This window comes from Streptomyces sp. NBC_00203, from assembly GCF_045206325.1.
GTDB classification, from domain to species: Bacteria; Actinomycetota; Actinomycetes; order Streptomycetales; family Streptomycetaceae; genus Streptomyces; species Streptomyces lutosisoli.
Genome location: NZ_CP108126.1, coordinates 9,584,717 through 9,608,381, shown reverse-complemented (window position 1 = coordinate 9,608,381; position 23,665 = coordinate 9,584,717). Strand labels below are relative to the sequence as shown.

The following is a 23,665-nucleotide window of genomic DNA, read 5'->3' as shown; positions in this document are numbered from 1 at the left end:
TGTCAGTCCTTCCGTTCGGTGGGTACGGCCCGCGGCACCTGGTGCTCACGTACGTCACGTGCGGCCAGCGGGGCGAGCGCGATCGCCAGGTGGGAGAGGCCCACGGCGAGCAGCGTGCGCCGGATCCCCAGCACGGCGGCCGCCGGCCCGGCCAGGGTCATGCCGAAGGGCTGTGCGGCGTAGGAGCCGAGCCATTCGTACGCGCTGACCTTCGACAGCGCGGTGGACGGCACCTCCTGCTGGAGCACCGTCTCCCACAAGGGGTTGAAGACCATCAGTCCGATGCCGCCCAGGAACGCGGCGACGGCGACGGGCACCGCGGACGACGACTGCGACATCACGAGTGCGGGAGTCGCGAACAGCGACACCGCCAGTACGGCGAATCTGAGCGGCCGTCGCGGTCGCAGCGCCAGGGTGATCGCCCCGCCGCTCACCGCACCGGCTCCGAAGGCCGTCAGGATCGCGCCCCAGGCGCCGGGGCCGCCGAGTTCACGCTCGCTCAGGGCCGGTCCCAGGACCATGAAGACGGCGTAGCAGGCGTTCGTCAGCGAGGCCGCCGAGATCAGGCTCCACACCCAGGTCCGGGAGGTGAACTCCCGCCAGCCCGCCCGGAGATCACCCACCAGGTCCCTGGCCGCCGGCCCGCCGACGTGCTCCGTACGGCTCAGCCGCAGCCGGCTGAGGCAGACCGCGCTCACCACGAACGTGAGGGCGTCGGCTCCGACGGCCCAGCCCGGACCGACGGTCACGACCAGCAGGGTCGCGGCCGGCGGGCCCGCGATCATCGCGGCCGACTGGGCCATGCCGCGCAGCGCGTTGGCGGGCTGGAGCTGCGCGGACGGCACGGTCTGCTGGATGAGGCCGGAGACGGCCGGGGTGAACAGCGCGCTCGCGGTGCCGTGCACGGCCTGCAAGGCCATCAGCTGCCAGATCTCGGCGTGCCCGGACAGCACCAGCGCGGCGGTGACCGCCTGTGCCACCGCACGGGCCGCATCGGCGCCGATCATCACCAGATGCCGGGGCAGCCGGTCGGCGAGCACACCGCCGACCAGCATGAACAACACGATGGGCACCGTGCGGGCGGCGAGCACCAGACCGATGTCGCCGACCGATCCGGTGAGGTCGAGCACCGCGAACGCGAGCGCCGGTCCGACCACGTAGTCGCCGAACGCGGAGGTGAACTGCCCGAGGAAGAACCAGCGGTAGGGCGCGATCCGCAGGACCGACAGCCGGGAGGCCGTTACCGCCGGGGTGTCCGCGCCGTCTGAGGTGACCGCGTCGCCGGCCGGGCCGCCCGGTCCGGCTCGTCCATCTGGTTCAGTACGTGCCATGTGCTGTCGGGCCGTTTCTGCTCGCGGGCGGTGACGTGGTCGATCTGCGGCATCAGCGCGCAGACGTGCGGGGGCAGCAGGTGAACCGGCCCGGGCCCCGGGCGCGGCATCCGCTCGCCGGGGGTCTGCCACGGGTAGGGATACGCGTCGAGCAGGGCGTCGCCGGCACCCGGTTCGGCGGTCACGGACACGGCCACGTCATCGGGCGCGCACACGCCGATCGCGGCCATCCCGGCGTCCTGAAGTGCGTAGGCACCGGAGCACACCTCGGTCACCCCCTCCACCGCCAGGGCGCCTTCCGCCGTGGGGGTGCCGCCGACGGCGACCGTCCGGAAGGTGAGCCCGTGGGCGCGCAGCAGTCCCGCGCTCCGTACGGCGTACTCGGCGGCTGCCCGGCCGACGGCCTCGCGGTCCGGCGCGGACTCGGCGGTGGTGAGGGCCTGGTATCCGGTGATGCCGTCGAGGCTCAGGGAGCGTGCCCGGGCCGCCGCACGGGCCAGGTCGACCAGGGTGTCGTCGGGCGTGGCGGTGATGTCGTCGCCGGTGCCCAGCTGTACGCGGATCCCCACGACGCTGTCGGCCGATGCCGCGGCGGCGGACAGCCCGGCGACGGACTCCAGGCTGTCGACGTGGACCGCGACCCGGCAGTCACGTGCCAGCTCCGCGATGAGCCGCCACCGCCAGGGATCGCGCCAGGGGTGCGCGATCACCACGTCGGTGATCCCGGCGGCGACATAACTCCGGGCCTGGGCCACCTGGTTCACCGCGATGCCCCGTGCGCCCGCCCGCAGTTGACGCCGGGCGATCTCCACGGTGCGGTGGGCCTTCACATGGGCCCGTACGGCCGGACCGTGCGCGGCGGCGAGGGCGTGGAAGCGGGTGAGGTTGCGCTCCAGGCGGTCGACATCGACGTACGCCGTCAGAAGGGGACGGCTCGGGCGCCCCGCGTCATCGCTCACGCGTCGCGTCCGTCCCACGCGTCCCCGGCGAAGGAGAAGTCGGCGGTGCCGCCCGCCAGCATGGCCCGTTGCCGGGCGACTTCGTCCTCGGCGGGGATACCGACGCCGTTCAGGCCGAGCAGGATCTCCTTGGTCCAGTCGAGGCCGAGGGCGTCCTCGATCTCGGCGTCGCGGGTCGCCGCGGTGAAGAGCATGCCGAGACCGAGGGCGGTGCCGACCAGATACGCGGTCTGGCTGAAGTGGCCGAGCTCCATGAAGAGGGTGCGGTAGACGCGTCCCGTCCGGTACTTCCACGCCGTGCGCTCCAGCACCGCCGTATAGAGCAGGAGCACGCCGGTGTCACCCAGATAGGTCTGGTCACCGCACCAGTGGGTGATCCGCTCGCGGTCGAGGGGGCCCGGCCGCAGGGCTTCCAGGGCGTGCGCGCCGGAGTGGTAGTGGTAGATCCCCGGGGCTACGCCCGTGACGTTCAGGACGACGGGGTAGATCTCCAGGGCGTGCAGGGCGCCCGGGGAGGGGCTGGCCTTCAGCACGGCGGGCCGCAGCCCTTCGGGCCGCACTTCGTGCAGTGGGCCACCGACCCAACGCAGTAGGGCAGCGAGCTGGGCCTCCGACAGCGGCTTGTCGGCGTCGAATTTCCGTGTCGAACGCCGGGCGCGCAGCACCTGCGCCAGATCCGACCGCGCGAGCGGACTGTCGTCGCCACGGGACAGCGGAATTCGCTCGGCGTCCGGATATTCCTTGAGTCCCGAAGGCTGCGGGCGATCCGGCAGGTTTTCCACGAGCCAGGCGGTGTCCTCGGCCGCGGACGTGAATTTCTCGTCGCTCTGATTACGGCTCGCCAGGTGGTAATACGTGGCCGCGGTGCCCCATTGCGCCCACGGGCCCCGGGTCTCCTCGAAGCGGTGCTCCGCGGAGCCCTGCTCGACCAGGACGTGCGCGGCGAGCAGCTGCCCGATCAGGCGGGACTCCGCGTCCTCGGCCCGCTCGACGTCCGTCCAGTCCGCGAACCGGTGCAGCAGCCGCTGGGCACCTGAACTCAGTGCCATCTGGCGGCGCCGCACCGGGTCGTCGCAGACCAACTGCCCGTCGCGCCAGGTGAAGACGCACAGGCGTGATATGCGCAGTCGCACCGTGCAGTCTCAGGCCGCCGTAGGAAGCTGACAGGTCTGGGCGACCGCGTACTCGTCCTCGACCAAGCCGTCGAAGGCGGATTCCTCGAATTCCATTTCCATTCCCTCGGACATAGGGGACTCCATTTCTTCGAGAGGTCTCAATTCCGGCGCGGCTGACCGTAGTTCAACGCTCTATGAATCGTCCAGAGCGACTGGGTGACATCTCGCCACCGGGGCGGCAGACGAAATGCGCCGATTCCTGTACCGACAGGCCGCCGCACCGTGCCGCCACACCTGATACGCGCATGACAGAAGCCGCGGCGACGGCGGCACCGGCAGGCGCCCGGAAGCGGACCGGCAACAAGGGCGTGACTGAAAATCGCCCCTGTCCCGTGACGTCGGCCGATGAGGCACCGAGGGGTTCTTCTGCGTACACCTCCCCGACGCGTCAGGATGGCCGGGGGCAATACTGACGAGCAGGACCAGCAGTACGGACGAGCACGACCGGCATCACCGATACCAGGACCTCTTACCAGGACCTCTTAGGAGCCAACCGTATGAGCACTACAGCCCAGATCGGCGTCACGGGACTCGCGGTCATGGGGCGCAATCTCGCCCGCAACTTCGCACGCAACGGCTATACGGTCGCCGTGCACAACCGCACCGTGGCGAAGACGAACGCGCTGGTGGAGGAGTTCGGCCACGAGGGCGAGTTCGTGGCGGCGGAGACCGCGAAGGAGTTCGTGGCGGCCCTTGAGCGGCCGCGGCGCCTGGTGATCATGGTGAAGGCGGGCGAGCCCACCGACGCGGTGATCCAGGAGTTCGCCCCGCTCCTGGAGCCCGGTGACATGATCATCGACGGCGGCAACGCGCACTTCGCGGACACCCGGCGCCGGGAGCGCGCACTGCGCGACCAGGGCATCCACTTCGTCGGCACCGGCGTCTCCGGCGGTGAGGAGGGCGCGCTGAACGGGCCGAGCATCATGCCGGGCGGCTCGCCGGAGTCGTACCAGTCGCTCGGTCCGATGCTGGAGAAGATCTCCGCGAAGGCGGCGGACGGCGCGCCGTGCGTGACGCATGTGGGTCCCGACGGCGCCGGGCACTTCGTGAAGATGGTCCACAACGGCATCGAGTACGCCGACATGCAGCTGATCGGCGAGGCGTACCAGCTGCTGCGTGATGTCGCCGGGTACTCCCCCGCGCAGATCGCCGACATCTTCCGCACCTGGAACACCGGCCGGCTCGACTCGTACCTGATCGAGATCACTGCCGAGGTCCTGTCGCACGTGGACGCGGCGACGGGCAAGCCGTTCGTGGACGTGGTGGTGGACGAGGCGGAGCAGAAGGGCACGGGCCGCTGGACGGTCCAGATCGCCCTCGACCTCGGTGTCCCGGTCTCCGGTATCGCGGAGGCGGTCTTCGCCCGCTCCCTGTCCGGTCACGCGGCGCTGCGCGAGGCCTCGCGCGGGCTGGCCGGGCCGAAGGCGTCACCGCTCGGCGAGTCCGAGGCGGCGGCGTTCGCGGACCGGGTGGAGCAGGCGCTGTACGCGTCGAAGATCGTCTCGTACACGCAGGGCTTCCACGAGATCATCGCGGGCAGCGACGAGTACGACTGGAACATCGACCTCGGCTCCGTCGCCACCATCTGGCGCGGCGGCTGCATCATCCGGGCGGCCTTCCTCGACCGCATCCGCGCCGCGTACGACGCCCGGCCCGACCTGCCGAGCCTGCTGTCCGACGACACGTTCGCGCAGGAGATCGCGGCCGCGCAGGACGACTGGCGCGAGGTCCTGGTGGCCGCCACCCGCCAGGGCGTCCCCACCCCCGGCTTCGCCGCGGCCCTCGCCTACTACGACGCCCTGCGCGCCGAGCGTCTGCCCGCCGCCCTCACCCAGGGGCAGCGGGACTTCTTCGGCGCACACACCTACCGGCGTACGGACCGGGAAGGGTCGTTCCACACGCTGTGGGGCGCGGACCGCTCGGAAGTGTCCTCCTAGAAGACAGCGGGGCCGATGGGCGACCCGGTGCGGTCACCCGTCGGCCCCCATGGGGCGGATGCGTCCTCCGGCGGATGCCTGCGTGAGTGTCCGCTCAGGAGCGTGAATGCGCGCTCAGGAGTAGGGCGACGGCTCCGGAACCGGGTCCGGGCCCGGCGGCTTCGGGATCGGAGACGGCGCCGGAGGCGGAGACGGGACAGGCTCCGGGGAGGGACCCGGGCCCGGGTTCGGGTCCGGGAAGGGCCGCGGATCCGGGAAGGGCTGCGGGCGGTCGGGGCCCGGGCCCGGGGTGGGGCCCGGCTTCACCGGGTCGGGGATCGGATGCGTCATGGTGTCCTCCAGCCAGTCGTACGTCGGCCCTGGACTTGTCCCACGCTACCCGGCCCCCGCGCGCCGACTCACCCCGTCGCGCGAGGGATGCGGGCCAGGTGGGCCTACCGGACGTGCGCCACCCTGCCCGGCCGACTGTCCCGCGCCGCTTCCGCCCCGGCGGCCAGTCCCAGGCGGGGGCTGGACAGAACCGGGGTCGAGGTCATGGCCAGCCGCTGGGCCGGAGTCATGGACGCCTGGGCGAGGATGATCGCGTCGGCGTCGGTGACCGCGTCGGCGGCGGCCGCCACGACGTGGGCGGAGCCGTCGATGTCGCCCGCCTCGAAGAGCGCCCATGCGCCGTCGACCAGCACCGTACGGATGTCGACCGGGCGTCCGGCGCTCCGGGCCTCCTCCTCGACGAGGGCGACGGTCGGCTCCAGAGTGCTCTCCACCGTCGCGAGAACGACGACGCGCGGGCCCAGGGCCACCGCGGCGGCGGCCATCGGACGGTCCACGCGGAGCACGGGCACCGCCCCGGCGCCGGCCCGCTCCGCCACATCGCCGATCGTCGAGCAGGTGCACAGCACGGCCCCGGCTCCCTCCGCGACGGCCTGGTCGAGCAGCGCCCGTACCTCGTCGGCCACCGCTTCGGGACCCTCGCGCCGGGCCCGGGCCAGCAGCTCCTCGACCACCACGTGCCGCAGTTCCAGCCCCTGGTGGTCCTCGTCGCGCAATGCGTCGAAGACGGGAACGTGCAACGGCGAGGTGTGCAGCAGGGCGAGCGGTCCCCGCCGGGACATCACCGGCAGGCTCTCCGTCATCAGAAACGCCCCGGGTGCGCCTTGAGCCACTCCACCGCCGCTTCCAGCAGCCGCGGGTCGGCCGCCGGCGCCTCCTCGGGGTGGCGTGCCGCCCACTTCACGACGTACGGGCACAGCGGCGCGACCACGATGCCCTCGCGCGCGGCGATGGCGTACAGCTCACGGGCGAGAGAACCCGCGATGCCCTGGCCCTCGTGCTCGGGTTCCACGATGGTGTGCACGGGGACGAGGGCGCGGGCGGGCGCTTCGAGGACGAAGTACGCGATGTGGCCGACGACTTCCTCCCCGGCGAACGCCTCCAGGCGACCGCCCGCCCGGTCGTCGCGGATCTCTGTGTCACTCATGGACAACTCCTCGGGTCGTCAGGTCCGCCGCGTCCTCGGCCGCCGTCGGCCGGGGTTCAGACGGTGACCGCCTGCGGGCTGCGCTCCTGGTCCGAGCCCGGCACCGGCTCGGACGGATCAGCGCCGAGGGCCACGATCCGGTTGTCGTGGTCCACGTGCACGACCCGCGGCCGCAGCGCCCGCGCCTCGGCATCGGAGACCTGAGCGTAACTGATGATGATCACCAGATCTCCGGGATGGACGAGATGGGCCGCCGCCCCGTTGATGCCGATGACTCCGGAGCCGCGCTCGCCCTCGATGACGTACGTCTCCAGGCGGGCGCCGTTGCTGATGTCGACGATGTGGACGAGTTCGCCCGGCAGCAGATCGGCGGCGTCGAGCAGGTCGGCGTCGATGGTGACGGACCCGACGTAGTGCAGGTCGGCCTGGGTGACCGTGGCACGGTGGATCTTGGACTTGAACATGGTGCGAAGCATGGAGGCACTCCCGGACCTAGGCTCCCTGCCTGCGTTTTTGCAGGTCAAGGGCTGTTTCCTCACCTTACAACGAGTGGCAGGTTCGGTCAGCGTTCGCAGGGTTTTTGAGGACTCACGCTGACCACTTGCCGACTTTCCTGACGCATCGTCAGACCGCGTCCGGGTCCATCGAGCTCCCTGGACCTGCTGCCACAACGACGGCGACCAGCCTACGCACCGGCCTTCACTCGCCTCCGTGACCTTCGCCACTGCCAACCTGCACGGTCCAGTTGTCTGCGCCGGCGGGACCGCCCTGCCCCAGACGATGTGCCCTGCGTGCTGACCATTGCTGTTGCCCGCACAGCGGCACACGGCGGGCGCTTCGAGCTCCCTGTCTAGCGAGGCTCGGCCGGCCACCCGATCGCCTGGAAGACGGCGACGGGGTCGAGGTAGTCCCGCCAGTGCGTCACCTGACGGTTCTCGATGGTGATCACGGAGACGAAGTGGTTGTCGTAGGCGCGTCCCGTGTGGACCGCCTTCCCGTGCACGGCGTACTCCAACACGACGACGGACGTTGCGGGGTCGTGGTGGACGGCGAGTCCGTCCGCGCTGTGCAGAACCATGATGTCGCCGTAGCCGCGGTACAGGTCGGCGACCGCCCGCCGCCCCTGGATGCGGCGCGGGTAGCCGGGGACGGAGACCACGTACTCGACGACCACGTCCTCAGCCAGGACGTCGAAGAAGTGCTCGCCGTCGACCAGGCCCGCCAGGCCCTCCTGGACGATGCGGAAGAACGGTTCCAGCGCCGCGAAGTCGGTGATGTCGTCCACGGGCCTGGTCACCGGCCCGCCGTCCAGGCGTGGGCGTTGCGCCGGGCGAAGTCGAGGAAGGCGGTCGGGGGCCGGCCGGTGACCTTCTCGACGTCGTCGTTGGGCGTGGAGCCGTTGCCGGAGGAGATGGCGCCGGTCAGCCAGCGCAGCATCACCGCGTAGTCCGCGGGGACGAGGCCGGCGGCGATGGCGCCTTCGATCCACACCTCGGGGTCGAGGTCGTGGTGCGCGACGGTCCGGCCGGTCACGGCGGTGATGGTGGCGGCGACCTCTGCGACGGTGAGGGCCTGCGGGCCGGTGGGCGCGTAGTGGGCGCCTGCGTGCGCGGTGGGGGCGAGCAGCGTCTCAGCCGCGACGGCGGCGATGTCGTCCGCGTCGACGAAGGCCTCCCTGCCGCCGCCGGTGGGGACCGTGATAGCCCCGTCGATGACCGGCAGGTGGGCGTCGGCGAAGTTCTGCATCACCCAGGAGGGGCGCAGGACGGAGTGGGTGATGCCGCTGCGGGCGGCGAGGTCGGCCTCGGCGGCCTTGATGTCGACCTGGGGCGGTGCCTGGTCGGCGCCGTAGGTGCTGAGGTAGGTGACGTGGCGGACGCCTGCGGCTTCGGCGAGGTCGAGGAAGGCGGCGACCTGGCCGGCGTAGGTGACGCGCATGACGGGGGTGACGAGGTAGAGGCGGTCGACCCCGGTCAGGGCGTCGGGGTGGGTGGTGGGGTTGTCCCAGTCGAAGGGGACGTCGGCTCCGTTGCGTGCCGCGGTGCGGGCGCCCAGGCCGCGTTCGGTGAGCTTCTTCGCCAGGAGTGAGCCGGTGCGGCCGGTGCCGCCGAGGATGAGAGCGGTCTGTGGTGATCCAGTCATGGGTCCATCGTGAGAGCATCAAGGGAGCGGATCAATGTGTGATTAGCTCGTTCTTTTGCGTCAAACGCTCGCTTCATTGCCGGGTGTGGCCGTCCTGACGATAATGGTCGGGTGGACATACTGCAGGATCACCTGGCGCGGGCGCGCGCCGGCGGCGCGGTCTTCGCCCGGACGGTCGCCGAGCCGCCGTGGGGGCTGCGGCTGGCCGGCTCGATCCAGTTGGCCGTGCACACGGTGGTCCGCGGCCGGGGATGGCTGTGGCTCACCGACCCGGGCCGCGCGGTGGAACTCGTACCCGGGGAGGTGACGCTGGTACGCGGCGGACCGGACCACCACATCGGGCACGAGCCGGGCACCGACTGCCTCGAACCGGAAGAATTCCGGGCCCGGCACGCTCACGACGCGCAGGCCGAGAACCCCCGGGCGACCGTGTTCCTCTGCGGCGCCTACCGGTTCACCGGCGACATCGGCAACGGGCTGCTGGAGGCGCTGCCACAGGTCCTCACCCTGCAGGCGGCGGTCGGCGACCCGCTGCGGGACGTGATCGCGCTGCTCTCCCACGAGTTGGCCGCCTCCGAGCCGGGCCAGCCCACCGTGCTCGACCGACTCCTCGACGTCCTGCTCGTCCTCGCCATCCGCAGCGACTTCCGCCGCAGCCCCACTGCTCCCCGCTGGTACCGGGCCCTGGCCGACCCCCGCCTGAACGCCGCATTGCAGGCGATGCACGGGGACGCCGGCCGCGACTGGTCGGTCCCCGAACTCGCCGCGATCAGTGGCCTGTCCCGGGCAGCCTTCGCCCGGACCTTCCGCGACGTGCTCGGCCAGACCCCCATGCAGTACCTGACCGACTGGCGCATGGCCCTCGCCCGCGACCACCTGCGGAACGGCGAACTCGGCATGGCGACCATCGCCCGCACGATCGGCTACAGCTCGCCCTACGCGTTCGCCGCCGCCTTCCGCCGCCACCACGGCGAACCGCCCGGAGCCTGGCGGCAACGGGAGTCGCTGCGCGAGCCGGAGCTCCCTGCCCACGGTTCCCACGCACACTGACCCCTTCCCCTCCCAGGATCTCCCCGTCCGAGACTCAGCTGGTCGACATGCCGAGACGGGTTCGCTGCCCGGTGCTGTCGAAAGCCGTGAACCGTTCGACTCGGCTCTTGCTCTCACCGCCTCCCAAACCGGTGAGCAAACGCTGTTGCTTCCTGTGAGCAGAGCCACGGTCATTCCATCGCGAGCTGTGCAAGCCCCATCCTGTGTTGCCGTTCGCTGCTCGGTCGGCTCGCAGCCCGAGCTGGCCGTGCTCAGGCGGCCGTTTCACCGGGCTCGAGGACGGCCTCAACGTCGACCATGACATCGACCATGGGGCTGACGACCACTCCGCCGCGGTCGATTACATCGTTCCAACTCACCCCAAAGTCATGTCGATTGATACGCGTCGTGGCGGTGAATCCGGCGCGGCGCCTGGGCCCGAGGTCCCGCCCCTCCTCCCACCAAGGGGTGTCCCACTGTCCCAAGTAGGTGACGTCGAAGGTTACGGGGCGCGTCACGCCACGTACCGTGAGATCTCCGGTGACCTCGAACTCGGTTCCGCTCACCTGGTGAATGCGCGACCCTACGAACGTCCACGTCGGGTGGTGCTCGACGTCGAAGAAATCAGCACTGCGGAGGTGGGCGTCACGCTCGGGCTGACCGGTATACACCTGGGTCGCGTCGACCGTCGTCACGACGCGCGCCTCCTCCGGCTTGTCGGGATCGACCTCCAGCAAGCCGTGCACGTTCTTGAGTTGCCCGCGCACGTAGGTGACCATCATGTGCCTGGCGCGGAACTCCGCCGCGGTATGACCCGGCTCGAACAACCACTTGGTCATGGTCATGTGCGCCCCTGACTTGCCCCTTCGACCAGCATGGTCCAATGGCGGTCACGGAGCGCGTACGGCAGTGGTGGGTGCCGACGTGCTCGTGGTGCGTCACTCGTGTTCGTTCACGCCCTCGACGATGAGGGAGACGCCGATGCCCAGCATCCAGACGTCCTTGGCCAGCGCGGTTCCCTGCTCGGTCGGGCGCAGGCTGCCTTCCTGCCGCATCCCCGGCGTACGCAGGTAGAGCCCGAGGGTGCCAACGGAGAATGCGGTCAACGCAGCCCCGGCGACAGCGGCAGGGATGACCGGCAGGAGCAGCGTGGTGGCAATGGCGAGCTCCCCGGCGGAGAGCAGCCGGACGAACTTCTGGGCGTCTTGCTTGCCCAGGAACGGATAGGTCGTGGCGGCGAACTGGTGCAGTCTCTCGGCGGTGGCTTCGTCCGCACCGCGTTTCGCGAGCCCGGAGTTCAGGAAGAACGCGCCGACCGTGACCCTGAGCGGAAGTTGCCGCGCTGCGGAACACCGTGCCCAACCGGATGCCATGCCGAGCCTCCCAACCTCGACCCCACCTACCACCCTGCCATCCGTTCGAAGCATGTCAAACGGAGGTCGGTTTCACACGACGCACTGGCCCCGGAGCCCCTGCCCGCGTGCGCGAGCGCACCCGGCGAGACGTCGACGGTGCGGAGCGCTTTGGCGCGCGCGTCGCAGTGACGACGACGTGCTCGGCGGGCAGGCCGAGTTCCCGCTCGGTCCGCTCGCGCACCGGCGTGATGTCGCCTGCAATCGAAACCTGAGATCCAGGCTCGCTCCCCCTGGCAGAGCGCGAGCAGTGTGGCGTCAGAAGGTCAGGTCGGCCTTGGAAATGCGGCAGTGGACGCCCTTGACGATGTCGACCACCTGGGAGACCTGGAAGTCGGCGGCCGCACTGAGGTAGGCGAGGGCAATCGGGCCGGGTATGGAGAAGCGCTCGTCGAGGAGGGTGAGGGCGTCGCGTACGGCATGGCGCATCGCCTCGTCGAGGTCGGTGTCCAGGCCCATGACGATGTGCTCGGTGTCGGTCTCGGCGAAGGGGGCGCGCAGGCTGGATGCGAGTCGGCGGAGGGCGGGGTCGCGGTGGACGGTGAGGCGGAGGGTCGCGCGCAGAGGGGCTTCGAAGGCGGTGAGGGCCACTTCGCCGTCGCCCTGGGAGAAGTGCGGGTCGCCGGCGTAGAAGAGGGCGCCCTCGACGGCAACGGGGAGGAAGAGGCGGGCGCCGACGCCGAGGTGGCGTACGTCGAGATTGCCTCCGTGCGGGCCGGGAGGCACCGAGTGGACCGGGGCAACGGTTGCGGGGGCGGTGCCCATGATGCCGAGGAAGGGGCGCAGGGGGAAGCGGATGTCTCTGCCGTCGCCCACGGGGAGGCGGCCGCGGCCGTCGTCGTCGACGGTGGCGACCAGGCTGACCGGGTCGGGGCCGGGGCCCTGGGGGTACTCGCCGGGGAGCGCGCCCTTGCCGTGGCGGTTGCTGATCACGCCGTAGGGGGCGCGGCGGCGCAGGCGGAGGACTTCCACTTCGAGTACGTCGCCGGGCTCGGCCCCCTGGATGTGGACGGGTCCCGTGACCACGTGCGGGCCGTGGGCGGCGGGGTCGTGAAGGCGGGTGGAAGCGGCGAGTTCGGCCGTGTCGTGGAGGATGCCGCGGATGCCGGCCGCGGCGAAGAAGGCGGCCGGGTCTCGGCCCTGGTCGGCGAGGATGCCCTCGTGGCTGATGGTGTCGAGGCTGACGGTCGCGCCGGAGGGGAGCGAAAGGGCTGGCTTGGAGAGGGCGTTGGGGAGCAGACCCCAGTGGACTGCGGCCGGGTCTGCGGGCAGGTAGTGGTCGCCGTCGACGGGGCCCCGGTGTGGTTGGAGGAGGGTCACAGGGTTTCCTGGAGGTCGGCGGCGGTGAGGGTGAATCCGAAGCACTGCCGGACGTTGTAGACGGTGGCGTCCATGCAGTAGGCGGGTGAGGTGGTGGCCACCGCATCCTCCAGCATCAGCACGTCGTAGCCGAGGCTCGCCGCGTCCATGAGGGTGGCGAGGACGCACTGGTCGGCGTTGACTCCGGCGAACAGGAGCGTGTCGGCGCGGAGATTGCGCAGGACGCTGTCGAGTTCGGTGTCCTGAAAGCCGCTCATGCGGTACTTGGCGATGTGCAGGTCGCCGGGCGCCGCGAAGAGGGGTGCGGTGATGTCGGCGGACGCGCTGTCGCGTTCCAGAACCCTTGCCCCGGTGGGCAGTTGGGAGCCGAGGCCGCCTCCGGTTCCGTCCTGGTCGTAGACGTGCAGGACGCCGGGCGGGAGGTTCGCGCGGTCGGGGCGGTTGCCCCAGTTGAGCCAGACGACGGGGACGTCGGCCGCCCGCAGGGCGGGGAGGAGCCGCTGGAGTACGGGGATAGGGGTGCGGGCCGGGGACACATCCACGCCGATCGAGGCCAGCCAGCCGTCGGGCGAGCAGAAGTCGTTCTGCATGTCGATGACGACGATCGCCGTTGAGGCCAGGTCGAGCGTCAGGATCTGGGGCTGAGCCTCCACGGTCACGGGGCGGGCCGGGCGTTGCGGGCGGCGGAGGTCGACGTGTGTGACGTCCGCGCGCCAGGAGTTGCGGGAGTTGGGGCCGATTTCATGCATGGGTCAGCTCCACAAGGGCGTGGTCCGTGCCCGGCGCGCCGATCGCGCAGAGGCCGACCGGGAGGTCGCGGACCCGCAGCCGGGGCATGGTGACGGCGGGCAGCCCGGCGAGCGAGGCAAGGCAGGTGAGGCGGAGGGTTGCGGCTCGTACGGTCTCGACCTCGGCCGGTGTCGCGTCGGCGCGGGGGGCCGGGCTGCTCGTGGTGGGGAGCAGGAGCGCAGTGCCGGGCGGGAGGGCTTCGACGATGACCGAACGGGCTGATACGAGCTGGGAGTTGGCGTCACGGACTTCGCCCTCCGCGATCCGGCCGCCCCCGGCAAACCGGGCCTCGATGTCGGCCCCCAGCGCGCCTGGGTGCTTCTCGATCCACTCCCCGTGCGCGGCCCATGCCTCGGCCGCCTGGACGGTACGGAAGGCGGGCAGCCACTCCTCCAGGTGGGGGGCCATGCCGGTGTCGGTCCGTACGAGCTCCAGGCCGGTGCGGAGGGAGAGTGCCCGGCATGCCGCCTCGAAGGATGCCCGGACCTCGGGTTCGGCGAGCGCTGTGAGGGCGTCGTCGACCAGAAGCGTGGTCATCGGGGCTGCGCCGTCCCGGGGCAGGAGCACCTTCGCCGCTGTACACAGCAGGTCCGGGTCCCGGGCGAGCAGTCCCGCCGTGTCGAAGGACGGGGCCAACGGGAGCAGGCCGCCGGTGGGGACGGCTCCGTGGGTGGGGCGCCAGCCGTAGAGGCCGCAGTAGGAGGCGGGGACCCGGATCGAGCCCGCGGTGTCCGTGGCCAGCCCCAGATCCGCCCAACCGCGGGCGACCGCCGCCGCCGGACCGCTGCTGGAGCCGCCGGTGATCCGGCCGGGGGCGGCGGGGTTGACGGGGGTGCCGTAGTGGATGTTGGTCCCGGCGAGACTGAAGGCGAGTTCGTCGGTCTGAGCGATGCCGGCCAGCTGGGCGCCTGCGCTGAGCAATTCCCTTACCGCGTCGGCGTGTCGGTGCTCCACCGGCGCTTCGGCCAGCCACTGCGGATTGCCCCCGCCGATCCGCTGTCCGGCAACGGCGAAGAGGTCCTTGACGGCAGTACGTACACCGGCGAGCGGCCCCTCCTCCGCCCCGGCGACCAGCGGCTCGCCCACGACCCGCCACACCGCGGGGTCCGGAGCCTCGTCCGCCACCCGATCCTGCACCGCGCTGACGTGCGCGGCCGCGATCCGCCAGACCTCCCCCGTCAGCCGCCACACCTGAGTCTGCATCCCGCGCGACTCGTCGGCCCGCAGCGTTTCGGCGGTCAGTACGGCGACGTCCTCGGCGATCCGCACTTCATGGACGCGCTCGACCGTACGCGCCGGGGCTCCTCCGCTGCGGCCGCGACGGAAGTCCGAGATGGCCGCATGCCCGCTCAGCACCATGGAACCCTCGGCGCGCACCGTGTCCGGGGCGTTGAGGAACCAGTGGTCGAGGCCCGCCATGTCATTGGCGCCGAGGGCCTGTTCGTACGACCAGAAGGCGTCGAGGAGTTCGCTCATCGGGCGGCTCCGAGGACGGCCAGGTCCGCGTCGTCGAGCACCGTGTGGGGGCCGCGCTGGATCAGGTCGGCGAAGCCCTCGTCGGGGGACATGATCGTGAGGGTGTAGAGCCGCTCGGTGGCCGAGGTGTTGGTGATCCGGTGCTTGGAGCCGAGGGGCAGGACGAGGACATCACCCGGTGCGAGGTCGCGTTCGTGCTCGTCGCTGACCGCGCGGCCCTCGCCCGCGAGCACCACGAAGGTCTCCACGGACTCGGGGTGCCAGTTGAGCGGCTGGGCGCCGCCCGGCTCCCACACCTCGAAGACGACGGTGGTCGGTGAGCCGTCGGCCGGTCCGGTGAGGACGGCGAGCTTGACCGTGTCGCCCGCGGTGATGTGGTGGGCGGTGATCTCGCTGAGCGGCTTGTGGAGCGGGGGGATGGCCATGGCGGATGTCCTCGACGTCAGGCGGTCAGGCAGGTGGCGGTCGGACGGGTGACGGTCCGACGGACAGTGATGGAGAGAAGGCTGTCAGGCGGAAGGGAGAAAGCGGGCGCATTCGCGCAGTGCGGCCGCGTTGTCGGCGATGGCGGTGTCGACGAGCTTGCGGCCGAGTTCGGGGGTGGCTCCGGTGGGGTCGCCGATGACGCCGTTGCCCGTCCCGAAGTCGTCGCTCGTCCAGCCGAAGGAGACGGACTTGCCGAAGCCGATGTGCTCGTAGGCGGTCAGGTGCTCGGGGACACTCCGCTCGGCCAGCGACATGTCCACCGTCTCCGGGTGGAGGTGGAGCATCGCCGCGGTCTCGTTCAGCCCGCCGTGCACCCCCAGACCCAGCTCGCCGGACGGGGACGCGCCGCCCTGGTCCGCGGGGAGCGCGGCGTGCAGCAGGAAGGTGAACAGACCGTATTTGGTGCGGAGTTCACGTAGAGCGACTCCCAGCAGCGCACTGTTTCCGCCGTGCGCGTTGAGGAACGCGAGCCGCCGCACGGGCCCTTTGGCGAGCGAGCGTCCCAGGTCGTCCAGTACCGCGAAGAGCGTCGAGGCGCTGAGCCACAGCGTCCCAGGCGACCAGGCGTGTTCGTCGGACTTGGCGTACGCGAGGCCCGGCATCAGCGTGATGTCGCAGCTGTCGGAGGCGGCCAGGGCGGCGCCCTGCGCTATCGCCTCCGCCATGAAGTAGTCGGTGGCGACGGGAAGATGGGGCCCGTGCTGTTCGATCGCGCCGACGGGAAGGACGGCCACGGTGTCGGCGGACAGGTCGGTGACCGACGGTCCGCTGAGGTCGGTGAAGCGGGTGAAGGCCATGGTCAGCGCGCTCCCAGGAGGTGGCCGGGGTTGAGCAGCCCCAGCGGGTCGGCGGTGCGGGAGGTGGCACGGACGAGGTCGAGGCGCCGGTCGACGTACCAGTTGTGGACGTCATGGACGCCGACGCCCAGTGCCTCCAGGGCGGCGATCCCCTCGTACACGGTGGCTTCGTCCTGGTAGTGCGCCATCAGCATGCCGACGGTCCCCGAGCGCATCCCCTCCAGGTGCAGCACCGTCCCGGGGAAGACGGCCTTGACCGCCGCCGGGTCGCCGAGCAGTACGTCGCCGCCGATCTCCAGGTGGAAGTAGCCGTCCTCGGCCTTCATCAGGTGGTACGTGGGGTGGTTGAAGGAGAGCGAGGAGATGAGGGCGGGACCGCGCGGCGCGGGACGTACCTCCGTCACCCGGCCGCCCTGCTTCTCGATGATCGCCCGGGCGTCGTCCCCGGCCCGCTCCTCGATGATCGCGCGGACGCTCAGCGCGGCCGGGTCGAGGGCCGGGTCGGCCTCGAAGGTCTTGACGAGACCGGGCTCGTCGAGGGAGACCAGGCGGGGGGCGGGCTCCAGGCGTACGAGGTCGGAGAGCGCGGCGGTGGCGGAGGTCCAGGTGTCGAAGGAGGCGAAGAGGCCGGTCCAGACGCGGGCCGGCTGGAGGGCGACGGTCGCGGTCGTGGTGATGCCGGTGGTGCCGTAGGCGTGGATGTACGGGAGTGCTTCCTCGCCGCGTACGGTGAAGGGCTCGGCCTCCGCTGTGCACGGGACGACGGTCAACTCCCGTACAAAACCGTCCCCGTTGGTGCCGTTGGCGAGCGATCCCGTGCCGCCGTTCCCACCGGAGAGGAAGCCGCCGAGCGATGTCCCGAAGGTGGAGGGGAACATCCACAACTCCTGGCCCAGCGTGCGCGCATGCGCCTCCAGGTCGGACATCTTCGCGCCCGCCTCGGCCCTGATCCACCCGTCGCCCGCGCCCAGGATGCGTCCGCATCCGGTGAGGTCGAGGACGGCGCCGCCGTGCAGCGGGATCGCCTGGCCGTAGTTGCCGGTGCCTTTGCCGCGCGGGGTGAGGGGGATGCGCAGGCGGTGGGCGAGGGCGACGAGGGGCTGGACCTGCTCGTACGAGGACGGGCGCAGCACCACCTCGGCGCGACCGGCGGGGAGCTTGGCGGCGAGGATCGGTGACATGTGCGCCCAGTCGCGGGACGCCTTGTCGAGGGCGGAGTCCTCGCGTACGACGGCATCCTCGCCCAGGAGTGCGGCAGCCTCCGTACAGAATGCGTCGATGCCGGGGGTGCGGTGCGTGGCACCTGAGCCGGCGCCCACCATCGCGTCGTCCGCGACCAGTTCGGTCATCCGGCGCAGTTCGGCGGCGGACAGGGTCGTGCCCTTGGGGTCGACGGCCATCACTTCATTCCGATCTTGGTGTCGATGAATTCGTTGGTCGCCAGGTCGTCGGCGCTCAGCCCGGCCGGGATCTTGACGCCGCTCTTGGCGAGGATCGGCCCGAAGGTCTTCAGGGAGTCGGTCACCCGCTTCTTGTCGAAGCTCGCGATCGATCCGTCTGCCTCGTTGCCGAGGATGCCGAGCTTGACCATCTCCTTTGCGGCGTACTGGCCGGTGCCCTTGGAGTAGACCCAGCTCGTGCCGTACTGCTTGACGATGTCGTCGATGAGCGTGACCGCGGTGTCCGGTGCGGCGGCGAAGTCTGCGGCCGACTGCTGGATGACGGGGACCAGCTTCTTCAGGCAGGGGCTGAGCTTCTTCAGCGCGCCGGTGCGGACGGAGAGTGCCTCCGGGTAGACGGTGTAGCCGACATCGGACAGCAGCTGGAACGTGACCGGCTTCTTCCAGGCGGCGACCTCGTGCTCATAGATGTACGGTTCCGCGGTCGCGAAGCCCTGCTGCGCGATGGAGGGGTCGGCGACGAAACGGGACGGGGAGCTGTCGTAACTCCCGTCCAGCTGGCTCTTCTTGATGAGCCCCTTCGCCACCAGCATCGGGGCGAAGACCTCGCCGTCGCGGTAGACGACCTTGGCGCCGCTCTTGCCGATGTCGGCGACGGTCTTCCAGTCCGGGTGGGTCTTGGGGTCCCACATCAGGACCTGCGGACTCTTCTTCATCAGCGCGGCGACCGCGGTGACGGGCCGCTTGCCCGCTGTCTGGATGGCGCTGTCGGTGGTGACCATGCCGAGGGTGATGGACTGGTCGATGTACATCTCCGAGGCGGGGGTCTGGTACCCGACGGCCGAACCGCCCGCCCGTACCTGGATCTTGACGCCGGTGTCCTTGCCGCCGATGACGAGGGGGCCGGTGACCCGCTTCTTGTCGGTGTCGACGGTGTAGCCGGGGCCGACGAGGTTGTAGATCGGACCGTGTTCGGCCTCGGGCTCCCAGTCGGCCTGGACGACGACGGTGGCGGGACAGACCTTGTCGAGTCGCTGTGCGGCGGGGGCGGGCTTGAGGTCGGCGGACGAACCGGCGGCGGTGGTGGCGCCGGCGCCGCAGCCGGTGGCGGCGAGAAGGAGCGAGGCGCTCAGTCCCGCGACAAGGCTTCTTCTGACGGCAATGGGCATGGCTGTCTCCCGGAAGGGGCTCTGACGAGGAAGCGGAGAGGGGGTGGGGCCGGCTAAGCAGGTCGGGTGAAGTCCGCTGCGGTTGGGAAGCGCCCTGAAGGGGCGCGGGGCTGTATCTACATGCGGCTCCGCCGCGGTGGGGGTCCCCCCACTCGAACGCAGCCGAGAGTGGGGGAGCGACCAGTCACGACGGTGCCGCAGACGGTCGACGGCATATCGCGGCCCCGCGGCGGAGCCGCACATCGGCACAGCCGGCGGAGCGCTCAGCTGCGGCCGGACGCGTGCCAGGAACCGATGGCGAGGCGGGACAGGAACGTGAAGAGCGCGAAGACGGCGACCCCGAAGAGGGAGGCGAGGATGATCGCGGCGAAGAGGTCCTCGGACTGGAGGCGTGAGCGGTAGACGTCGAGGAGGGTGCCGATACCGGCCGCGCCCTGCTTGAAGAACATGTCGCCGACGATCGCGCCGATGACGGAGAGCCCGGAGGAGGTACGCAGCCCGGTGAAGATGGCGGGGAGCGCCGCGGGCAGCTCCAGCTTGCGCAGCCGGGCCCAGCGGCTCGCCTTCTGGAGGGTGAAGAGGTCGTGGTGTGCGCGGTCCACGGACTGCAGCCCGAAGAGGGTGTTCGCGATCATCGGGAAGAGGGCGATGAGGACGCAGACGATGACCCGGCTGGTGAAGCCGAAGCCGAACCAGAGGCCGATGAGGGGGACAATGGCGAGGATCGGGACGGTCTGCAGGATGACGGCGTACGGATAGAGGGAGCGCTCCAGCCAGCGGGCGCGGCTCATCACGACGGCCCCGGTGATGCCGAGAGCGGCGGCGATGGCGAGCCCGGCGAGAGCGACCTGCGCGGTGAGGGCGAGGGCCTGGAGCATGGGCTGCAGGTGGGTCCAGTCGAGGACGGCGACCTGGAGGACCTGATGCGGTGGCGGCACGAGGAAGCGGCGGGCGGGGGCGAGGAGCAGGTAACTCACCGCGTACCAGAGGCCGATGGCGACGGCGAGCGAGCCGATGGGGGCGAGCAGGGCGACGGGGCCCCGGCGGGTGCGGGCGGGCGCCTCGGCGGCCGGGAACGTCTCGGCCGTGGCGCCGACGGCAGCATCGGACTGGTGCACGGGGGTCTTCCCCTCGTGGGCCGGAGCGGCAACGCTCGAACCGGTGACGGCCGGTTCGGAGGCGGCGGACGGTTCGCCGCTCGGGCCGACTGTGACCGAGGCGGCAGTGGTCGCGTGGGCAGTCGGCGCGTCGGCGGCCGGGATGTTCGTGGTCACTGGGCGTCTCCTCGCAGGGCCCCGGAGACCGCGCCCGCGATCGCGGCGAACTCCTGTTCGTAACGGAGCGATGCGGGCCTGGGGTGGGCGAACGGGACCTCGAACTCGGCGGTGATACGTCCAGGTCGGGCCGACATCACCACGACCCGGTTGGCGAGGAACACCGCCTCGGTCACCGAGTGTGTGATGAAGAGACCCGCGAATCCCGTCTCCGCGAAGATCCGCTGGAGCTCCTCCTGCATACGAAGCCGGGTCATCTCGTCCAGCGCGCCGAAGGGTTCGTCGAAGAGGAAGAGCGCGGGGCGCATCATCAGCGCGCGGGCCAGCGAGACCCGCATCCGCATCCCGCCCGAGAGCTGCCCCGGCAACTGCTTCTCGAAGCCGTCGAGGCCGACGAGACTGATGGCGTCCATGGCGCGCTCGTGCCGTTCGGCCTTGGGACGGCCGGCCAGTTCGGCCGGCAGCGCCACATTGGCGAGGACGCTGCGCCAGGGCAGCAGGGTGGCGTCCTGGAAGACGTAACCGATGTCCCCGCCCGGGGTGCTGATCTCGCCCGCGCTGGGGGCATCCAGTCCGGAGGCGAGCCGCAGCAGTGTGGACTTCCCGCATCCGGAGGGGCCCACGACCGCCACGAACTCCCCTGCCCCGACGCGGAGATCCACACCCGAGAGCGCGGTGGTCCCGCTGTCGAAACGCTTGTCGACGGCCGCGAAACTCAGCGCCGTCTGCACTGCTGTCGCCACGTCGGCTCCTTCCTTCAGGACTGTGATGCGTTCACCGATGTTCGTAGCATCAACATTCATTGTTTCGTGGGGATGTCCCGGGCGTTTACGCCCGGGACCAGTCAGAGCACTTCGCGGATCACCGTGGTACGGCTCACCGCTCGCCCGCCCTTGAAGACGATCCGGTCCGGGTACGAGGCGCCGAGCGCCCCGGAGAGCGAGTCGGCCCGTACGGCGAGGAGGTCGGCGATCGCGCCCTCGTACGGCCCTGCGGCGGGTAGCCCGAGGACCGTGCGGGCGCCGGTGGTCACCGCGTGGACGGCCTCGGGCAGCGTCAAGTGACCTGCCGCGACGAGGAGTCCGGCGGTCTCCAGGGGGTCGGACCTGCCCACCGGGTTGAAGGGGTCGCGAATGTTGTCGCCGCCCCCGGCCAGGGGCACGCCCGCGTCCAGGAGGGCGCGTACGGCGGTCAGACCGCGCGGGGTGCGGGCAGGGGTGTCGCGGCCCTGGAGGTAGAGGTTGGTGAGTGGCAGCGCGACGACCCCGATCCGGGATGCCGCCGCCTCCTTGGCGATCCGGGCGGCCTCGGCCGGGTCCAGGCCGCCCAGGCCCACGCAGTGGCTGGCGGTCGCACTGTGGGCGAAGCCCCGCTCCCGTACCGCCTGGGCGAGCAGCAGCAGATCCTTCGGGTCCGGACGGAGATGCTCGTCCGCATGCAGATCGACGCCGACGCCGTGCCGCTCGGCGACGGTCAGGGCGCGGGCGACAGCGGCCTGCGGGTCGCCGGAGAGGTGCGGGCAGCCACCGAGCAGGTCGGCCCCCAACTCCAGTGCCTCGTCAAGGACTTCGTCCGGCTCCTCGACGTGCAGTACGACGATCTGCAGTGCGACCCGCTCACTCAGCTCAGCGCGCAGCCGCAGCAGCGCCCGCAGCCCCCGGAGCGGATCGGGGCCGGGCAGGACGTCGGCGTGGGTGCGGACGGCGGTCGCACCGTTGGCGACCAGCTCGTCCAGCGCGCGGCGGGCTCTGACCAGCACATCCTCCTCCGTGACCTGCTCGGCATAGCCGCGCCAGGCGGCGACCGCCCCCGGCAGGTCGCAGGGCGGTGCACCGGCCAGGTCCCAGGTGAGGGCTTTGTCGAGGTGGGCGTGGGGTTCGGCGGGTGCGGGCAACAGCAGGAAGCCGGCGAGGTCCATCTCCTCGCACACGGAGGGGAGTTGGCCGGCCCGCGCGACGGCCGACACCCGCCCGTCCTCGATCAGTACGTCCCGGACCTGCCCTTCGGGCAGCCGCGCCCCGCGCAGCAGCAGTGCCGTCGCCGTCATCGTGCGTCCCCGTTCTGCGGTGCCGTGAGTACCGCGAAGCCGTCGAAGGCGTGCCACATCGCGGGCGCGCCGAACATGTCCTGGCGGCGGACCGGGCGGGTCCGTCCGCGTACCACCTGGTCGAAAGCTTCGGCGACCCGTCCCACGAAGTAGTGGCCCTCACGATGGCGGAGGTTGTGCCCCAACAGGGCTGACCTGACCGGGAGTTCGGCCAGTCGCCGGGTCGATTCGGCGAATGCGGGTACATCGGCGCCCGGCACATGGGCGAAGAAGGTGCCGCTGATCAGGGTGTCACCGGCGAGGAGCTGGCCGCTCTCCGGCTCCCAGAGGCAGATGCCGTCGGGCGAGTGGCCGGGGGTGTGCAGGACGTGCAGCCTCCGCCCGCCCAGGTCGAGCTGCTCCCCTTCCCTGAGCAGCCGGGTCGGTCGCACCGCGTCGATACGCCAATGGGCCAGTTCGGGGACGGGCCGCACCTCGATCCGCGAGTCGGTGAGGAAGAAGCCCTCGGCGGAGAGTGCGCTCAGCTCGAGGTAGCGCTGCCGCATGTCCTGAGCGATGTGCGCGTACGTCTCGAGCCACTCGCGCGGTGCGGGCTCGCCGTGCAGGTCCGCGCCCGCCTCGTGGACGGCGAAGTCCTTGGCCTCGCCCACGAGTGAGGCGTTGCCGCCCCGGTGGTCGTAGTGGTGGTGGGAGTTGACGACGAGCAGTGGCAGCGAGGTCAGTGCGCGCACCTCGCGCCCGATGTCCCCGATGCCCATCCCGCTGTCGTACAGCAGGGCGAGGTCGTCGCCCACGACGAGATAGCTGTTGACGTGCCCGGGTTCGGCGATGAGGAAGGTCCCGGGTCCGGTCTCCTGTACGGAGAACCAGTCACGCCCGCTCATGCGCCGATGCCGTGGTAGCGGCGGGCGTGGTGGACGAGAGCGCCGGCCCCGCCGTGGCCGGGGATGATCTCGTCGACGTCGGCGATCAGCAGCAGGTGGTCCCCGGCCGCCACCTCTTCCCGTACGCGGCACAGGGCGGCGTACGTGCTCTGCGCGAGCAGCAGCGGCACACCTCCCTCTCCCGTCGTCCACTCCAGCCCGGCGAACCGGTCGACGGCCGGATCGGCGAACCGCCGCGAGACGGATTCGCCGTCCACGGCAAGGATGTTGAGGGCGAGCCTGCCGCCGTCCTGGAGCAGCGGCAGGGTGCGGCTGCCGCGCTGGACACCGATCGCTATCAGCTGCGGCGCGCGGCTGAGACTCATCACGGCGGTGCTGGTGAATCCGGCAGGTGTGCCATCGGCTGCGGCGGTGGTTACGACGCAGACGCCGCCCGCGAGGGCGGCCATGGCATCGAGGAACCCGCCCGTGGCGGGTCGGTCGGCGGTGGTCGCGGTCATTCGGGCTCCTCGCTAGAATGTTCGTCACATCAACATTGAGCGTAAGAGACATGTGTTTCGC

The 23,665-nt window shown here is 71.0% G+C and carries 24 protein-coding genes; 2 read left to right on the top strand and 22 right to left on the bottom strand.

The genetic code is table 11. The annotated features are described in order from the left end of the window. Positions 1–2: 2 nt before the first annotated feature. Genes OG975_RS42575 through OG975_RS42565 form a run of 3 tightly spaced genes read right to left on the bottom strand, consistent with a single transcriptional unit; the run spans position 3 to position 3,423 of the window. Positions 3–1,331 carry an MFS transporter gene (locus OG975_RS42575; protein ID WP_406334985.1) on the bottom strand — a complete coding sequence of 443 codons (1,329 nt, stop codon included), beginning with the start codon at positions 1,329–1,331 and terminating at the stop codon, positions 3–5. Further along, a complete protein-coding gene (locus OG975_RS42570) occupies positions 1,241–2,290 on the bottom strand; it encodes an alanine racemase (RefSeq protein ID WP_406334983.1) in 1,050 nt (349 codons plus the stop codon). Before OG975_RS42570 ends, OG975_RS42575 begins: the two co-directional genes overlap by 91 nt. Then, positions 2,287–3,423: a SagB/ThcOx family dehydrogenase gene (locus OG975_RS42565; RefSeq protein WP_406334982.1), complete on the bottom strand. Its 1,137-nt coding sequence runs from the start codon at positions 3,421–3,423 to the stop codon at positions 2,287–2,289. The genes OG975_RS42570 and OG975_RS42565 overlap by 4 nt, the downstream gene beginning before the upstream one ends. 539 nt (positions 3,424–3,962) lie before the next feature. On the opposite strand from OG975_RS42565, the gene gndA reads away from it, so the two are divergent. Beyond that, entirely contained in the window at positions 3,963–5,402 is a 1,440-nt protein-coding gene (gndA, locus tag OG975_RS42560; protein WP_406334981.1) for an NADP-dependent phosphogluconate dehydrogenase, read from the top strand. A gap of 434 nt (positions 5,403–5,836) precedes the next feature. Here the strand turns inward: gndA and OG975_RS42555 are convergent, their stop codons facing one another. From OG975_RS42555 to OG975_RS42535, 5 genes are all read right to left on the bottom strand, one after another. Beyond that, a complete protein-coding gene (locus OG975_RS42555) occupies positions 5,837–6,535 on the bottom strand; it encodes an aspartate/glutamate racemase family protein (RefSeq protein WP_406334980.1) in 699 nt (232 codons plus the stop codon). Beyond that, a complete protein-coding gene (locus OG975_RS42550) occupies positions 6,535–6,879 on the bottom strand; it encodes a GNAT family N-acetyltransferase (protein ID WP_330309131.1) in 345 nt (114 codons plus the stop codon). Before OG975_RS42550 ends, OG975_RS42555 begins: the two co-directional genes overlap by 1 nt. Before the next feature lie 56 nt (positions 6,880–6,935). After that, entirely contained in the window at positions 6,936–7,355 is a 420-nt protein-coding gene (gene panD / locus OG975_RS42545) for an aspartate 1-decarboxylase (protein WP_327433801.1), read from the bottom strand. Positions 7,356–7,729: 374 nt separating this feature from the next. After that, complete coding sequence (locus OG975_RS42540; RefSeq protein WP_406334977.1) at positions 7,730–8,176, bottom strand: nuclear transport factor 2 family protein; 447 nt, start codon at positions 8,174–8,176, stop codon at positions 7,730–7,732. Further along, positions 8,173–9,021, bottom strand: coding sequence for an NmrA family NAD(P)-binding protein (locus tag OG975_RS42535; RefSeq protein WP_406334976.1), 849 nt, complete (start codon positions 9,019–9,021; stop codon positions 8,173–8,175). Before OG975_RS42535 ends, OG975_RS42540 begins: the two co-directional genes overlap by 4 nt. A gap of 111 nt (positions 9,022–9,132) precedes the next feature. Between OG975_RS42535 and OG975_RS42530 the strand changes: the two genes are divergently transcribed. Then, positions 9,133–10,071 carry an AraC family transcriptional regulator gene (locus OG975_RS42530; protein WP_406334975.1) on the top strand — a complete coding sequence of 313 codons (939 nt, stop codon included), beginning with the start codon at positions 9,133–9,135 and terminating at the stop codon, positions 10,069–10,071. Between the two features lie 251 nt (positions 10,072–10,322). Here OG975_RS42530 and OG975_RS42525 read toward each other — a convergent pair whose 3' ends face one another. From OG975_RS42525 to OG975_RS42460, 14 genes are all read right to left on the bottom strand, one after another. After that, positions 10,323–10,895 carry a YceI family protein gene (locus OG975_RS42525; RefSeq protein ID WP_406334973.1) on the bottom strand — a complete coding sequence of 191 codons (573 nt, stop codon included), beginning with the start codon at positions 10,893–10,895 and terminating at the stop codon, positions 10,323–10,325. Between the two features lie 93 nt (positions 10,896–10,988). Then, the gene (locus OG975_RS42520) at positions 10,989–11,423 is read right to left on the bottom strand and encodes a hypothetical protein (RefSeq protein ID WP_406334971.1); all 435 of its coding nucleotides are present in this window, start codon (positions 11,421–11,423) and stop codon (positions 10,989–10,991) included. A 297-nt stretch (positions 11,424–11,720) separates the two neighbouring features. Further along, positions 11,721–12,782 (bottom strand): acetamidase/formamidase family protein, encoded by a 1,062-nt coding sequence (locus OG975_RS42515; RefSeq protein ID WP_406334970.1) that lies wholly within the window; start codon positions 12,780–12,782, stop codon positions 11,721–11,723. After that, a complete protein-coding gene (locus OG975_RS42510; protein WP_406334969.1) occupies positions 12,779–13,531 on the bottom strand; it encodes a cysteine hydrolase family protein in 753 nt (250 codons plus the stop codon). The genes OG975_RS42515 and OG975_RS42510 overlap by 4 nt, the downstream gene beginning before the upstream one ends. Beyond that, a complete protein-coding gene (locus OG975_RS42505; protein ID WP_406334968.1) occupies positions 13,524–15,047 on the bottom strand; it encodes an amidase in 1,524 nt (507 codons plus the stop codon). Before OG975_RS42505 ends, OG975_RS42510 begins: the two co-directional genes overlap by 8 nt. Next, complete coding sequence (locus OG975_RS42500) at positions 15,044–15,472, bottom strand: cupin domain-containing protein (RefSeq protein ID WP_406334967.1); 429 nt, start codon at positions 15,470–15,472, stop codon at positions 15,044–15,046. The genes OG975_RS42505 and OG975_RS42500 overlap by 4 nt, the downstream gene beginning before the upstream one ends. 84 nt (positions 15,473–15,556) lie before the next feature. Further along, complete coding sequence (locus OG975_RS42495; protein WP_406334966.1) at positions 15,557–16,330, bottom strand: creatininase family protein; 774 nt, start codon at positions 16,328–16,330, stop codon at positions 15,557–15,559. A 2-nt stretch (positions 16,331–16,332) separates the two neighbouring features. After that, positions 16,333–17,730, bottom strand: coding sequence for an FAD-binding oxidoreductase (locus OG975_RS42490; RefSeq protein ID WP_406334964.1), 1,398 nt, complete (start codon positions 17,728–17,730; stop codon positions 16,333–16,335). Continuing rightward, the gene (locus OG975_RS42485; RefSeq protein ID WP_406334963.1) at positions 17,730–18,899 is read right to left on the bottom strand and encodes a hypothetical protein; all 1,170 of its coding nucleotides are present in this window, start codon (positions 18,897–18,899) and stop codon (positions 17,730–17,732) included. Before OG975_RS42485 ends, OG975_RS42490 begins: the two co-directional genes overlap by 1 nt. Before the next feature lie 263 nt (positions 18,900–19,162). Next, positions 19,163–20,173, bottom strand: a complete 1,011-nt coding sequence (locus OG975_RS42480) for an ABC transporter permease (protein WP_406334962.1) — start codon at positions 20,171–20,173, stop codon at positions 19,163–19,165. Beyond that, positions 20,170–20,916, bottom strand: coding sequence for an ABC transporter ATP-binding protein (locus OG975_RS42475; protein WP_406334961.1), 747 nt, complete (start codon positions 20,914–20,916; stop codon positions 20,170–20,172). Before OG975_RS42475 ends, OG975_RS42480 begins: the two co-directional genes overlap by 4 nt. A 101-nt stretch (positions 20,917–21,017) precedes the next feature. Then, on the bottom strand, positions 21,018–22,220 hold the full coding sequence (locus OG975_RS42470) for an amidohydrolase family protein (RefSeq protein ID WP_406334960.1): 1,203 nt from the start codon (positions 22,218–22,220) through the stop codon (positions 21,018–21,020). Beyond that, a complete protein-coding gene (locus tag OG975_RS42465; RefSeq protein WP_406334959.1) occupies positions 22,217–23,104 on the bottom strand; it encodes an MBL fold metallo-hydrolase in 888 nt (295 codons plus the stop codon). The genes OG975_RS42470 and OG975_RS42465 overlap by 4 nt, the downstream gene beginning before the upstream one ends. Then, positions 23,101–23,604: a flavin reductase family protein gene (locus tag OG975_RS42460; protein ID WP_406334957.1), complete on the bottom strand. Its 504-nt coding sequence runs from the start codon at positions 23,602–23,604 to the stop codon at positions 23,101–23,103. Before OG975_RS42460 ends, OG975_RS42465 begins: the two co-directional genes overlap by 4 nt. Between the last annotated feature and the right edge of the window lie 61 nt (positions 23,605–23,665).